The organism is Burkholderia sp. MBR-1 (assembly GCF_013822785.1).
Classification (GTDB): Bacteria; Pseudomonadota; Gammaproteobacteria; order Burkholderiales; family Burkholderiaceae; genus Burkholderia; species Burkholderia vietnamiensis.
On record NZ_CP053609.1, the window covers coordinates 621,989 to 635,121 of the forward strand.

Here is a 13,133-nt window from a genome sequence, read left to right on the forward strand (position 1 = left end):
CGCCCGGCGTCCGCCGCGCGCGGTTTTATCGTTTGCGCGGAAAATAATCCGCGATTCGATCTAAACTTTCGGTCAGCACTGCCGCTAAGTGTGAGAGACCAGCAACCGGGCCATGTTCAGGCCCGGTTTTATTGCGTCCCGGTTGCCGGGGCGTCCATGACAAGAAACCGGCTAGCCATGAATATCGAAACGTCGACCGACCCGAGCCTGGATGCGGGCCATTCCGGACCCGACTACGCCCGCCGCAATCCGCTCGAGATCGGCGTGCAGTTGCGCAACCTCGTGAACCGGGGCGACTTCCTGACCGTCCAGTATCCCGGCGGGCAGCTCGTCACGCGCCTGCTCGACGTCGACGTCGGCGCGCGCACCTTCACGTTCGACTGGGGCGCGCTGGCCGAGCAGAACGCCGGCATCCTCGCCGCGTCGCATTGCACCTTCGCCGCCGCGCCGGACGGCGTGCGCGTCGAGTTCACCACCGGCACGCCGCGCGAGACGCGCTTCGAGGGGCTGCCCGCGTTCGTCGCCGAATTCCCCGAGGTGCTGATGTGCATCCAGCGGCGCGAGTACTTCCGCGTCGATGCGCCGGTCGTCGATCCGTTCCAGTGTCGCGGCAAGCTGCCGGACGGCGAGAGCTTCGTGTTCGAGGTGCAGAACCTGTCGCTCGGCGGCGTCGGGCTGCGCACGATCGACGAGCGCGTCGAGACGCTCGAAGTCGGCACGCTGCTGCCGGAGGTCGAGCTCGAACTGAACGGCCACGGCAAGCTGTCGCTCGACCTGCGCCTCGTGTCGCAGCGCTCGACGCAGCTGCCGAACGGCTCGCGCCGCTATCAGCTCGGGTTTCGCTTCATGTCGCTGCCGGGCAGCGCGGAGAACACGCTGCAGCGCCTGATCACGCAGCTCGAGATGAAGCGCCGCTCGCTCGCGCGGGCCTGACGCACCGCCTCGCGGCCGCCGCGCGCACGCGCGCGCCGCGTGCGCATTTTTCCCTCAATTTTTTCGATCCGCGGCCGTTATACCGGGAGTCACGCAACCCGGCGGCCGCAGCGCGGCCGGCTCATCAGGATCGCGCATGTCCAACACATTCATGAACCTCGGCGTCAGCGGCCTCAATGCCGCGCTCTGGGGCCTCACGACGACCGGTCAGAACATCAGCAACGCCGCGACGCCCGGCTATTCGGTCGAGCGTCCCGTCTATGCCGAAGAGAGCGGCCAGTACACCGCGAGCGGTTATCTGCCGCAGGGCGTGAACACCGTCACCGTGCAGCGGCAGTACAGCCAGTACCTGAGCGACCAGCTGAACGCCGCGCAGTCGCAAGGCGGCGCGCAATCGACGTGGTATTCGCTCGTCGCGCAGCTGAACAACTACGTCGGCAGCCCGACGGCCGGCATCTCGACCGCGATCACGAACTATTTCACCGGGCTGCAGAACGTCGCGAACAACGCGTCGGACCCGTCGGTGCGGCAGACCGCGATCAGCAACGCACAGATCCTCGCCGACCAGCTGAAGGCCACCGGCCAGCAGTACGACGCGCTGCGTCAGAGCGTGAACACGCAGCTCACCAGCACCGTGTCGCAGATCAACACGTACACCTCGCAGATCGCGCAGCTGAACCAGCAGATCGGGGCCGCGAGCAGCCAGGGGCAGCCGCCGAACCAGCTGCTCGACCAGCGCGACCTCGCGGTGTCGAACCTGTCGTCGCTCGCCGGCGTGCAGGTCGTGCGCAACGACAGCGGCTACAGCGTGTTCCTCGCGGGCGGCCAGCCGCTCGTCGTCGCCGACAAGAGCTACCAGCTCGCGGCCGTCGCGTCGTCGTCCGATCCGAGCGAGCTGACCGTGGTGTCGCAGGGCATCGCCGGCGCGAATCCGAAAACGCCGGACCAGTCGCTGCCCGATGCGTCGCTGTCGGGCGGCACGCTCGGCGGCCTGCTCGCGTTCCGCCGTCAGACGCTCGATCCGGCGCAGGCGCAGCTCGGCGCGCTCGCGACCAGCTTCGCCGCGCAGGTCAATGCGCAAAACGCGCTCGGCGTCGACCTGTCGGGCAATCCGGGCGGCAGCCTGTTCGCCGTCGCGCCGGCGACCGTCTTCGCGAATCAGGGCAATACCGGCAACGCGGCGCTGTCCGTGTCGTTCACGAACCCCGCGCAGCCGACGACGGGCGACTACACGCTGTCGTTCGACGGCACCAACTACACGCTGGCCGACCGCGCGAGCGGCTCGGTGATCGGCCAGTCGACGTCGATGCCGGCGTCGCTGGGCGGGCTGCAGCTGTCGTTCTCGTCCGGCGCGATGAACGCCGGCGACCAGTTCACCGTGCTGCCGACGCGCGGCGCGCTGACCGGCTTCGGGCTCGCGACGACGAGCGGCGCGGCGATCGCGGCGGCGTCGCCGGTCGTCGCCTCCGCGTCGACGACCAACATCGGGACGGGGAAGATCGTCTCGAACGGCGTGAGCTCCGGCTATCAGATTCCGGCCACCAAGCTCACCTACGACGCGGCGACGAACTCGCTGTCGGGCTTCCCGGTCGGCACGACGGTCACGATCGCGGGCACGCCGCCCACCTCGGTGACGATCGCCAACCCGACCGACAGCGTGCCGTACAACGCGAGCCAGGGCGCGAAGATGACGATGTCCGGCACGCTGAACGGTGTGACCGTCACGTTGTCGGGCGCGCCGTCCGACGGCGACTCGTTCTCGATCGGGCCGTACGCGGGCGGCACGAGCGATGGCGCCAACGCGCTCGCGCTGTCGCAGCTGGTGACGGCCAAGTCGCTCGGCGGCGGCACGACCACGCTCACCGGCGCGTACGCGAACTACGTGAACGCGATCGGCAACACGGCGAGCCAGCTGAAGTCGTCGAGCGCCGCGCAGACGTCGCTGGTCGGCCAGATCACCAGCGCGCAGCAGTCGGTGTCGGGCGTGAACCAGAACGAGGAAGCGGCGAACCTGATGCAGTACCAGCAGCTTTACCAGGCGAACGCGAAGGTGATCCAGACCGCGCAGACGCTGTTCCAGACCGTTCTCGGCCTGTTCAACTGACCGGATTCGAGGGATAGAAGCGATGCGGATTTCCAGCGCCCAGTTCTTCCAGCTGAACGTTTCACAGATGAACGATCAGCAGGCTCAGCTCTCGCAGCTGTACCAGCAGATCGCAAGCGGCGTGAGCCTGCAGACGCCGGCCGACAACCCGGTCGGCGCGGCGCAGGCCGTGCAGCTGTCGATGACGTCGGCGACGCTGTCGCAGTACACGGCCAACCAGAGCACGGCGCTCGCGTCGCTGCAGGCCGAGGACCAGACGCTGCAAAGCGTGAGCACCGTGCTGACCGGCGTGCAGACGCTGACCGTGCGCGCCGGCGACGGTTCGCTCGCCGACAGCGACCGCGCGGCGCTCGCGACCCAGCTGCAAGGCTATCGCGACCAGCTGATGACGCTCGCGAACACGAACGACGGCGCGGGCACCTATCTGTTCGCCGGCGTCAACAATTCGTCGGCGCCGTTTACGAGCAGCCCGAACGGCACCGTGTCGTATGTCGGCGATTCGGGCACGCGCCAGGTGCAGATCGGCGATTCGAGCAGCGTCGCGCAAGGCGACACCGGCGCGGCCGTGTTCATGTCGGTGCAGTCGCTCGGCAGCGTCCCGGTGCCGGCGGCGGACGCCGCCAACACGGGCACCGGCCGGATTACCGCGGTGACCGTCACGAGCCCGTCGGCCGCGACCAACGGCCATCATTTCGCGATCACGTTCGGCGGCACGCCGGCCGCGCCGACCTACACGGTCACCGATTCGTCGGCCAAGCCGCCGACCACGACGCCCGCGCAGGCGTACACGGCCGGCGCGTCGATCGCGCTCGGCGGCGGGATGACCGTCTCGGTGTCCGGCACGCCGTCGGCCGGGGACTCGTTCTCGGTCACGCCCGGCCCGCAGGCAACCGGCGGCGCGGACATCTTCTCGACGCTCGACTCGATGATCGCCGCGCTGAAGACGCCGGTGACGGGCAATCCCGTCGCGGCCGCCGCGCTGTCGAACGCGATGATGACCGGCTCGATCAAGGTCGGCAACACGATGCGCAACGTGACGACGATCCAGGCGTCGGTCGGCGGCCGCGAGCAGGAAGTCAAGGCGATGCAGGCGGTCACGCAGACGGCGTCGCTGCAGACCACCAGCAACCTGACGGACCTGACCGGCACCAACATGGTGACGACGATCAGCCAGTATCTGCAGGTGCAGAACGCGCTGACCGGCGCGCAGAAGGCCTACGTGCAGTTGCAGAACCTGTCGCTGTTCCAGTACGTCAATCCTTGATCGGCGCGCAGCATCGCGCGATGTGAGCCTTCGCTCACGTCGCGCGGTGCGCGTGCCGGTCGCCCGCGCGGCGGCCGGCGCGGTGACCCACGGCCGCCCGGCCGGCTCGTTTCCCCGTCATACCGCAAACCAGCTCCCGGCGCGCCATTGCCGCGCGTGCGGCGGCGCGCTTGCCAGCCCCATTTCCGCTCCGTAAACTCGCGCCAGATTCCAGGCCGGCGCACCGTCCGCCGCCGGCGACCGACAGGAGCCCTTTCCCCATGTCCGATTCCTACTTCCCGCGCTGGCGGGTGCAACCGGCCGGCGCGGCGTCGCGCGTGGTCGGGCCCGACGAGCGCCTCGCGTGGCCGCAGATGGTCGCGATGGGCGTGCAGCACGTCGTCGCGATGTTCGGCTCGACCGTGCTCGCGCCGCTGCTGATGGGCTTCGATCCGAACCTGTGCATCTTCATGTCGGGCATCGGCACGCTGCTGTTCTTCGTGCTGGTCGGCGGCCGCGTGCCGAGCTACCTCGGCTCGAGCTTCGCGTTCATCGGCCTGGTGATCGCGGTGACCGGCTACGGCGGCAGCGGGCCGAACCCGAACATTCCGGTGGCGCTCGGCGGGATCGTCGCGTGCGGCGTCGTGTACGTCGCGCTCGGCGCGCTGGTGCAGGCGATCGGCACGCGCTGGATCGAGACGCTGATGCCGCCGGTCGTCACCGGCGCGGTGGTCGCGGTGATCGGGCTGAACCTCGCGCCGATCGCGGTCAGGGGCGTGTCGGCTTCGACCTTCGACTCGGTGATGGCGCTCGTGACCGTGCTGTGCGTCGGCGGCGTCGCGGTGTTCGCGCGCGGGATGGTGCAGCGCCTGCTGATCCTGGTCGGGCTCGTGATCGCGTACGCGATCTATGCGGTCGCGACCAACGGCATGGGCCTCGGCAAGCCGATCGACTTCTCGATCGTCGCGCATGCCGCGTGGTTCGGCGTGCCGCGCTTTCGCGCGCCGGTGTTCGATCCGCACGCGATGCTGATGCTCGCGCCGATCGCCGTGATCCTGGTCGCCGAGAACCTCGGCCACATCAAGGCGGTCAGCGCGATGACGGGCAGCAACCTCGACCGCTACGTCGGCCGCGCGTTCATCGGCGACGGGCTCGCGACGATCGTGTCGGGCAGCGTCGGCGGCACGGGCGTGACCACCTACGCGGAGAACATCGGCGTGATGGCCGTCACGCGGATCTATTCGACGCTCGTGTTCGCGCTCGCCGCGCTGATCGCGATCGGGCTCGGCTTCTCGCCGAAGTTCGGCGCGGTGATCCAGACGATTCCGGGCCCGGTGCTCGGCGGCGTGTCGATCGTCGTGTTCGGGCTGATCGCGGTGACGGGCGCGCGGATCTGGGTCGTCAACAAGGTCGACTTCTCCGACAACCGCAACCTGATCGTCGCGGCCGTCACGCTGGTGCTCGGCGCCGGCGACTTCTCGCTGAAGTTCGGCGGCTTCGCGCTCGGCGGCATCGGCACCGCGACGTTCGGCGCGATCATCCTGTACGCGATCCTGCGCAAGGAGAAGGAGCCGGGCCCGGTGGTGTGAGCGGGTAGCGGAAGCGGCCCCGCCGGCGCCCGCTCATGCGCCGGTGTTCGACTGCCCCTGCAGCCACGCGCAGAACTGCGCGACGAGCGGATCGTCGGCGGACGCGCCCGGCGCGATCCACCAGTAGCTGCGCGTCGCGATGCGCGGCCCGTCGAGCGGCATCACGAGGCGGCCGCTCGCGAGCTCGTCGTCGATCAGCGGCAGCGGGCCGAGCGCGACGCCGAGCCCGTCGACGGCCGCCTGCAGCGCGAGATAGAAGTGGTCGAACGACTGCCGCTTGCGCCCCTTCATCGTCACGCCGGCCGCGGCGAACCAGTCGCGCCAGCCTTCCGGCCGCGTATCCGAATGCAGCAGCACGTGCCGCGCGAGATCTTCCGCGCGGGCGATCGGCGCGCGCTTGAGCAGCGCGGGGCTGCAGACGGGAATCACGCTTTCGTCGAGGAAATGGCCGCTGCGCCAGTTCGGCCCGGGGCCGGGCTCGCGGCGGATCGCGACGTCGAAGCCGTCGAGCGTGTCGAGCGCCGCGTTCGACGTGGACAGCTTCAGCTCGACGTTCGGCACGTCGCGCTGGAACCGCGACAGGCGCGGCAGCAGCCACTTCATCGCGAAGGTCGGCAGCGCGTTGATGCGCAGCACGCGCGTCGCGCCGGCGTTGCGCAGCTGCTCGGTGGCGAGCGCGATGCTGTCGAACGCGGCGCGCACGGTGTCGAGATAACGGCGCCCGTCGTCGGTGAGCTTCACGCGCTTGCCGTAGCGCTGGAACACCGGCTTGCCGAGCCACGCCTCGAACCCGGCGATTTGCCGGCTGATGGCACCGTGGGTCACATGCAGCTCGTCGCCGGCGGCGCTGAAGCTCTCGTGTCGGGCCGCTGCTTCAAAGGCACGAAGCGCGGAAAAGGGCGGTAGGTCGCGTGGCATGCTTGTGATTCTAGATCACAAGGACGCGCCGATAAAATCGTTTTGCCGTCCTCCGCGACGGCGGTAACCTCGTGGCACCGCTTGATGAGGATCCCCATGCAATCCGTTTCCCCACCGCCCGCCGCCGCGCCGCGCCCGATCGGTCTCGCCGAGCTGTTCACCGGTTTCCTGTCGCTCGGGCTGATGTCGTTCGGCGGCGCGCTGCCGTTTGCGCGGCGCACCATCGTCGACGAGCGCAAGTGGCTGTCCGCCGACGAATTCACCGATCTGCTCGGCCTGTGCCAGTTCCTGCCGGGCGGCAACGTGATCAACCTGTCGGTCGCCGTCGGCATGCGCTTTCGCGGCGTCGCGGGCGCGTTCGCCGGCATTCTCGGGTTGATCGCGGGGCCGACGCTCGTCGTGGTCGCGCTCGGCGTGCTGTATGCGAAGACGCAGGCCGACCCGCACGTGCAGCACCTGTTCGGCGGGCTCGCGGCCGCAGCCGCGGGGCTGCTCGTCGCGATGGCGGTGAAGGTCGCGCGGCCGCTGCGGCAGGCGCCGCGCACGGCCGCCGGCATCGCGGCGCTCGCGTTCGTCGCGATCGTGGTGCTGCGCGTGCCGCTGCTGCCGACGATGCTGGTGCTGACGCCCGTCAGCATCTGGCTCGCGTCGCGGCGTCGCGACACGCCGGCGCAGCCGCGCGCCGAGGCACGCGACGGAGGCGGCCGATGAACGACACGTTGATTGCGATCGCGACGATCTTCAGCCAGCTGTCGCTGCTCGCGTTCGGCGGCGGCAACACGATCCTGCCGGAGATGCAGCGGCAGGTCGTCGACGTGCATCACTGGATGAGCGCGCACGAGTTCACCGCGCTGTTCGCGCTCGCGCAGGCGGCGCCGGGGCCGAACATGATGATCGTGTCGCTGGTCGGCTGGCACGTGGCCGGCTGGGCCGGCCTGCTGGTCGCGTCGATCGCGAAGTTCGGGCCGTCGTCGATCGTGACCGTGCTCGCGCTGCACGCGTGGGAGCGCTTTCGCGACCGGCCATGGCGCCGCTACGTGCAGCAGGGGCTGATGCCCGTCACGGCCGGGCTCGTCGCGGCGAGCGCGATGCTGATCTCGCAGGCGTCGAACCGCAGCGCGATCCAGTGGGGTATCACCGCCGCATGCGCGGTGCTCGCGTGGCGCACGCGCATTCATCCGCTGTGGCTGCTCGCGGCGGGCGCGTTGATCGGGCTCACCGGCATCGGCCAGTGAAGGGCGGCCGGCCGCCGCGCCGACGCCGATGAATCGCCCGCCGTCCGCGGCGGCCGGGCGGCACACCACACGGAGGATCGATGAATCTCGACGGCGCCAGCCGCAACCTCACCGTCGCCGCGCTGCTCACGCTCTCGGGCGGCTATCTCGACGCGTACACGTACGTCGGCCACGGCCACGTGTTCGCGAACACGATGACCGGCAACGTCGCGCTGCTCGGCATCAACCTGTCGGCCGGCGAATGGGCGGCCGCGCTGCGTCACGTGCCGCCGCTCGGCGGGTTCGTGGTCGCGGTGCTCGTCGCGCACCTGCTGGGCCTCGCCGCCCAGCGCGGCTGGATGCGCCACACCGCGTTCGCGAGCCTGATCGTCGAGATCGCGTTTCTCGGCCTGGCCGCGAGCGGGCTGGTGGGCGCGTCGAGCGCGTGGCTGATCCCCGGCATCACGTTCGTCGCGACGCTGCAGACGCTGTCGTTCACGCATCTCGAGGCGCTGTCGTACACGTCGGTGATGACGACCGGCAATCTGCGCCGCGCCGCGCAGAAGCTGTTCGTCGGGCTGATACCGCGCTACGACGCCGGCGCGCTGCACGATTCTGCGCTGCTCGCGACGATCAGCTTCTGCTTCCTCGGCGGCGCCGTGTGCGGTGGACTCGTCACGCGGCTCGCGCCCGATGTCGCGCTGTGGGGCGCGGTGTTGCCGCTCGTCGGCGCGTTCGCGGAGATCGTGCGGCGGGCGCGGCAGCGGGCGGGGGATCCGGCAGGCGGCGCGGGCGGTGATGGAGGCAACGGCAGCGATGGCGGCAATGGTAGCGATAGTGGTAACGGCAGCAACGGCAGCAACGGCAGCAACGCCACCAACGCCACCAACGCCACCAACGCCACCAACGCCACCAACGCCACCAACGCCACCAACGCCACCAACGCCACCAACGCCACCAACGGCACCAACGGCACCAACGGCACCAACGGCACCAACGGCACCAACGCCGCCGCACCGGAGTACGTAGCATCGCGGCGGGCGTGACACCCAGGGGCGTCCCAGCGAGCCGCCATCTCGGTACGTTGCTGCAGCGCACTCATCGCGCCACCGATCAGCCGCCGCACCCGATCGCCCGAGCCCTGGCGCGCCGCCTCCGATGCCGGCAACCGCAGCACTCCTCCACGTGCACGACGGCGCGCCGCGACGCAGCTTCATCGCCTCCAACCCCGCACGGTCCTCGCCGCGCCGCGCCCGGCCTCCCGCCGGCGCAATCCCCGCCCGCCCAATCGACCGTTGTTCGCTGACGACAATCGCGCGTGCGCGGACGTTTCAATTTCTTTCGTTCCGCGTACTGGTCTTATGATTCTGCCGACATCGCGGGCGCCATGAGCGCCCGCGATTGCCACCCGGCTGCACACGCGGCCGGCCATGAACGGAGACACCTACAAATAGGAAAGCTCATGAAGCAGACCACCCGGCTCGCAGCCATCGCAGGGGGCGCGGCACTCGCCGTCGCCAGTCAGTTCGCCGAAGCACAAAGCTCGGTCACGCTGTGGGGCGTCGCCGACGCCAGCATCCGCTACCTCACCAACGCCAATGCGAAGAACGACGGCCTGCTGTCGATGACCAACGGCGCGATCACCAACAGCCGCTTCGGCATCTACGGCTCGGAAGACCTCGGCGGCGGCCTGAAGGCCGTGTTCAACCTCGAAAGCGGCGTGAACCTGCAGAACGGCGCATTCGCCGACAGCGGCCGCCTGTTCAATCGCGCCGCGTACGTCGGCCTGCAGAGCCCGTACGGCACGGTGACCCTCGGCCGCCAGAAGACCCCGCTGTTCGACCTGCTCGCGGACACCTACGATCCGCTCACGGTCGGCAACTACCTCGAGAACGCGTGGCTCCCGGTGGCGCTGGGCGGCGGCCTGTATGCGGACAACCAGATCAAGTACACGGGCACGTTCTCGGGCCTGACCGCGAAGGCGATGTACTCGACCGGCACGAACTACGAGTCGACCGGCGCGGGCGGCTTCTCCGGCCAGATCCCCGGCTCGCTCGGCAAGGGCAATGCATGGGGCGTGTCGCTGTCCTACGTGATGGGGCCGCTGAGCATCGCGGCCGGCGCGCAGCAGAACAGCGACAACTCCGCACGCAAGCAGACCATCTACCACGCGAACGTCGTCTACGCGTTCAGCAAGGCGAAGGTCTACGCGGGCTACCTGCGCTCGAAGGACGACACCGGTTTCGTCGACAGCCTGCTCGCGCAGCAGTCGATTCCGGTCGCGAAGGGCACGGGCCGGATCGACGACGGTCCGTTCGCCGGCGTGAGCTGGCAGGTCAGCACGCCGCTGACGCTGACCGGCGCTTTCTACTACGACCACATGCGCAAAGCGATGACCGCCAACGGCACGCTCGCGAGCGGCAACCGCTACGCGATCGTCGGCATCGCCGAATACGCGCTCAGCAAGCGCACGGAAGTCTACGGCACCGTCGACTTCAACAAGACGAACGGCGCCGCGAACGTCGAGCTGCCGGGCCGCAGCAACCAGACCGGCATCGCGATCGGCCTGCGCAATATCTTCTGACGAGAACCGTCGCAGCTGCGCCGCGCCACGCGCGGCGCGCATCCGGGAGGCTCCTGTGGGAGCCTCTTTTTTCGCCCGCCCGCGCCGCCGCGGGCGCTCGTGCTGCCCGTAAGCGTTCCGTCGGCAATCCAGAACATACTTTGACAGTGCGCGCGACGCGTTTGCGCTACGCTGCGCGCATGGTCCGCGGTGCGCGCGGGCGTCGTTCCGGCGCGCGGGTTCGCGCGCGGCCGGCCTGATGGGTAACTTGTGTATCCGGCGATGACAAACGCGGTCCGCCGGTTTTTTTCGTGGGACGATGCGCTCACGATTTTCTTCGAAGGGGATGACGATGGGTATCCTGAATACCGTGGGTGAAATCGCTGGTGCCGTCGCGGCCGTCGAGGCTGCGGAGAAGGTCGATCCCGATGCGGGCCTGCTGACCAAGGCAGCCGCGGCGATCGCCGGCTTCAAGGGCGCGGAGGCGATCGAAGGCATGCTCGAGAAGAAGGACGAGCAGCCGCAGCAGGCAGACGACACGCAGGCGACGGACGGCAGCGACACGTCGCAGGCCTGAGCATGGCGGCCGGTCCGCGGGCGCGCCGTTCGCGCGTGCGGGCGGACCGGCGCCGCGCGGCCGGCTGGCCGGGCATGCGCTCGATCGGTGACGCATGGCACACCCGGCAACCGGGTTGAGCGGCGAGAGGCAAGGTCTCTCGCCGTTTTTTTTCGTGGCGCGCGCCCTGCGTCGGCGCTTCCCGCACGAACGCCGGAATCTTGTTATCGTGCCGTCATCCGAACTGCGATGAGGCTTGCGATGGATTTCGACTACGACCTGTTCGTCATCGGGGCCGGCTCCGGCGGCGTGAGGCTCGCCCGGATGTCGGCGTCTTACGGCGCGCGCGTCGCCATAGCGGAACAGGAGCAGATCGGCGGCACCTGCGTGCTGCGCGGCTGCATCCCGAAGAAGTTGCTCGTCTACGCCTCGCACTATCCGCACGAACTGGAAGACGCGCAGGGCTTCGGCTGGCGCTTCGACGCCGGCACCCACGACTGGCCCGCGCTGATCGCCGCGAAGGATCGCGAGATCAACCGCCTCAGCGACATCTACATCGACCTGTTGCGGCAATCGGGCGTCGACATGCACGCCGGCCGCGCGACGCTCGTCGACGCGCATACGGTCGCCGTCGGCGAGCGCACGTTCCGCGCGCGCCACATCGCGATCGCCACCGGCTCGCGCCCGTCGCTGCCGCCGCGGCCCGGCATCGAGCATGCGATCACGTCGCGCGAGGCGCTGTCGCTGCCGGCGCTGCCCGGACGCATCGCGGTGGTCGGCGGCGGCTACATCGCGGTCGAGTTTGCCGGCATCTTCAACGGGTTCGGCAGCCGCGTCGACCTGTTCTATCGCGGCGAGCGGATCCTGCGCGGCTTCGACGACGACGTGCGGCAGTTCCTCACCGACGAGATGACGAAGCAGGGCGTCGCGATTCATGCGCACGCGGTGGTCGAGTCGATCGCGCGGGCCGACGACGGCACGCTCTCCGTGCAGGTCGGCGACGCGACGCACGGGCGGTACGATGCGGTGCTCTACGCGACCGGCCGCGTGCCGAACGTCGACGGGCTCGGCCTCGAGCGCGCGGGCGTGCTGCTCGACGCGCGCGGCGCGATCGCGGTCGATGCGTATTCGGCGACGTCGGTGCCGTCGATCCACGCGCTCGGCGACGTCACGTCGCGGCCGCAGTTGACGCCGGTCGCGACGCGCGACGGCAGCCTGCTCGCGCGCACGTTGTTCGGTGGCGCGCGCGTCGCGACCGACCACGAATGGGTGCCGTCCGCGGTGTTCAGCCAGCCGGAAGTCGCGACGGTCGGGTTCACCGAAGCGCATGCGCGCGGCGTGTACGGCGAGCTCGACATCTACCGGACGTCGTTCCGGTCGCTGCGCCACACGCTGTCGGGGCGCGACGAGCGCACGCTGATGAAGCTGGTGGTCGCGCGCGACAGTCAGCGCGTCGTCGGCGCGCACATGGTCGGCCGCGACGCCGGCGAGATCATCCAGGGCATCGCGATCGCGATTCGCGCCGGCGCGACGAAGGCGCAATTCGACGACACGATCGGTATCCATCCCACCGCCGCAGAGGAATTCGTGACGATGCGCCAGAAGGTTGCCGACTAGGGGCGATGGAGTGGCGCGATGTCGCGCCATCGGCGTGTGGGGTCTAGCGGGGCTATGAAGTCCGGGGAGTTGGCGCAGTCCGCATAGCTCGCGGAGTTCGAGCCTTCGACGCCGTCGCATCGGACGCGTCCATCGCATCGGTTGAGTCGGTCGAGTCTGACGAGTCGGTCGCATCCGACCCATCCATCGCATCCGACGATCCATCGCCCCGTCGCCCCGTCGCCCCGTCGCCCCGTCGCCCCGTCGCATCCACGATACGCAGGCAACGCAAAAGTTCGTCAATTCGTGCCGGGACGATGCCGAGTCGGCGAAGAGCTTGGTATGATCGGCCAAAAGCATATACGGGGCCAATCATGCGCGATCAACAGCGCAATCACGCACACGACCACATCCACG

10 protein-coding genes and 1 pseudogene are annotated in these 13,133 nt (G+C 69.4%); 10 read left to right on the plus strand and 1 reads right to left on the minus strand.

What is annotated here, in order from left to right:
• The first annotated feature begins 177 nt into the window (after window positions 1-177).
• The 4 genes from MBR110_RS02925 (at window position 178) to MBR110_RS02940 (ending at window position 5,869) form a co-directional block, all read left to right on the plus strand.
• Window positions 178-933 carry a flagellar brake protein gene (locus MBR110_RS02925; protein ID WP_043291559.1) on the plus strand — a complete coding sequence of 252 codons (756 nt, stop codon included), beginning with the start codon at window positions 178-180 and terminating at the stop codon, window positions 931-933.
• 136 nt (window positions 934-1,069) lie between these two features.
• Entirely contained in the window at window positions 1,070-3,037 is a 1,968-nt protein-coding gene (gene flgK / locus MBR110_RS02930; RefSeq protein ID WP_011886253.1) for a flagellar hook-associated protein FlgK, read from the plus strand.
• Between the two features lie 22 nt (window positions 3,038-3,059).
• The gene (flgL, locus tag MBR110_RS02935; RefSeq protein WP_011886252.1) at window positions 3,060-4,301 is read left to right on the plus strand and encodes a flagellar hook-associated protein FlgL; all 1,242 of its coding nucleotides are present in this window, start codon (window positions 3,060-3,062) and stop codon (window positions 4,299-4,301) included.
• A 260-nt stretch (window positions 4,302-4,561) separates the two neighbouring features.
• Window positions 4,562-5,869, plus strand: coding sequence for a solute carrier family 23 protein (locus tag MBR110_RS02940; protein WP_059463407.1), 1,308 nt, complete (start codon window positions 4,562-4,564; stop codon window positions 5,867-5,869).
• 33 nt (window positions 5,870-5,902) lie between these two features.
• Here MBR110_RS02940 and MBR110_RS02945 read toward each other — a convergent pair whose 3' ends face one another.
• Window positions 5,903-6,787, minus strand: a complete 885-nt coding sequence (locus tag MBR110_RS02945; RefSeq protein WP_034192495.1) for a transcriptional regulator GcvA — start codon at window positions 6,785-6,787, stop codon at window positions 5,903-5,905.
• Window positions 6,788-6,883: 96 nt separating this feature from the next.
• Here MBR110_RS02945 and MBR110_RS02950 point away from each other — a divergent pair, with 96 nt between their 5' ends.
• From MBR110_RS02950 to gor, 6 genes and pseudogenes are all read left to right on the plus strand, one after another.
• Window positions 6,884-7,498, plus strand: coding sequence for a chromate transporter (locus MBR110_RS02950; protein WP_059568271.1), 615 nt, complete (start codon window positions 6,884-6,886; stop codon window positions 7,496-7,498).
• Window positions 7,495-8,022 carry a chromate transporter gene (locus tag MBR110_RS02955; RefSeq protein ID WP_011886248.1) on the plus strand — a complete coding sequence of 176 codons (528 nt, stop codon included), beginning with the start codon at window positions 7,495-7,497 and terminating at the stop codon, window positions 8,020-8,022. The genes MBR110_RS02950 and MBR110_RS02955 overlap by 4 nt, the downstream gene beginning before the upstream one ends.
• Window positions 8,023-8,102: 80 nt before the next feature.
• Window positions 8,103-8,837, plus strand: a pseudogene (locus tag MBR110_RS02960) (YoaK family protein); the annotation flags it as partial.
• Between the two features lie 626 nt (window positions 8,838-9,463).
• Window positions 9,464-10,585 (plus strand): porin, encoded by a 1,122-nt coding sequence (locus MBR110_RS02965; protein WP_011886246.1) that lies wholly within the window; start codon window positions 9,464-9,466, stop codon window positions 10,583-10,585.
• 331 nt (window positions 10,586-10,916) lie between these two features.
• Window positions 10,917-11,141 (plus strand): hypothetical protein, encoded by a 225-nt coding sequence (locus MBR110_RS02970; protein ID WP_034192573.1) that lies wholly within the window; start codon window positions 10,917-10,919, stop codon window positions 11,139-11,141.
• Window positions 11,142-11,381: 240 nt separating this feature from the next.
• Window positions 11,382-12,737 (plus strand): glutathione-disulfide reductase, encoded by a 1,356-nt coding sequence (gene gor / locus MBR110_RS02975; protein WP_059696685.1) that lies wholly within the window; start codon window positions 11,382-11,384, stop codon window positions 12,735-12,737.
• The last annotated feature ends 396 nt before the right edge of the window (window positions 12,738-13,133 follow it).

Bases quoted from the DNA above. Each gene is read 5' to 3' on its own strand.
- MBR110_RS02925 (WP_043291559.1), top strand. From the start codon at position 178: ATGAATATCGAAACGTCGACCGACCCGAGCCTGGATGCGGGCCATTCC.
- flgK (WP_011886253.1), top strand. From the start codon at position 1,070: ATGTCCAACACATTCATGAACCTCGGCGTCAGCGGCCTCAATGCCGCG.
- flgL (WP_011886252.1), top strand. From the start codon at position 3,060: ATGCGGATTTCCAGCGCCCAGTTCTTCCAGCTGAACGTTTCACAGATG.
- MBR110_RS02940 (WP_059463407.1), top strand. From the start codon at position 4,562: ATGTCCGATTCCTACTTCCCGCGCTGGCGGGTGCAACCGGCCGGCGCG.
- MBR110_RS02945 (WP_034192495.1), bottom strand. From the start codon at position 6,787: ATGCCACGCGACCTACCGCCCTTTTCCGCGCTTCGTGCCTTTGAAGCA.
- MBR110_RS02950 (WP_059568271.1), top strand. From the start codon at position 6,884: ATGCAATCCGTTTCCCCACCGCCCGCCGCCGCGCCGCGCCCGATCGGT.
- MBR110_RS02955 (WP_011886248.1), top strand. From the start codon at position 7,495: ATGAACGACACGTTGATTGCGATCGCGACGATCTTCAGCCAGCTGTCG.
- MBR110_RS02965 (WP_011886246.1), top strand. From the start codon at position 9,464: ATGAAGCAGACCACCCGGCTCGCAGCCATCGCAGGGGGCGCGGCACTC.
- MBR110_RS02970 (WP_034192573.1), top strand. From the start codon at position 10,917: ATGGGTATCCTGAATACCGTGGGTGAAATCGCTGGTGCCGTCGCGGCC.
- gor (WP_059696685.1), top strand. From the start codon at position 11,382: ATGGATTTCGACTACGACCTGTTCGTCATCGGGGCCGGCTCCGGCGGC.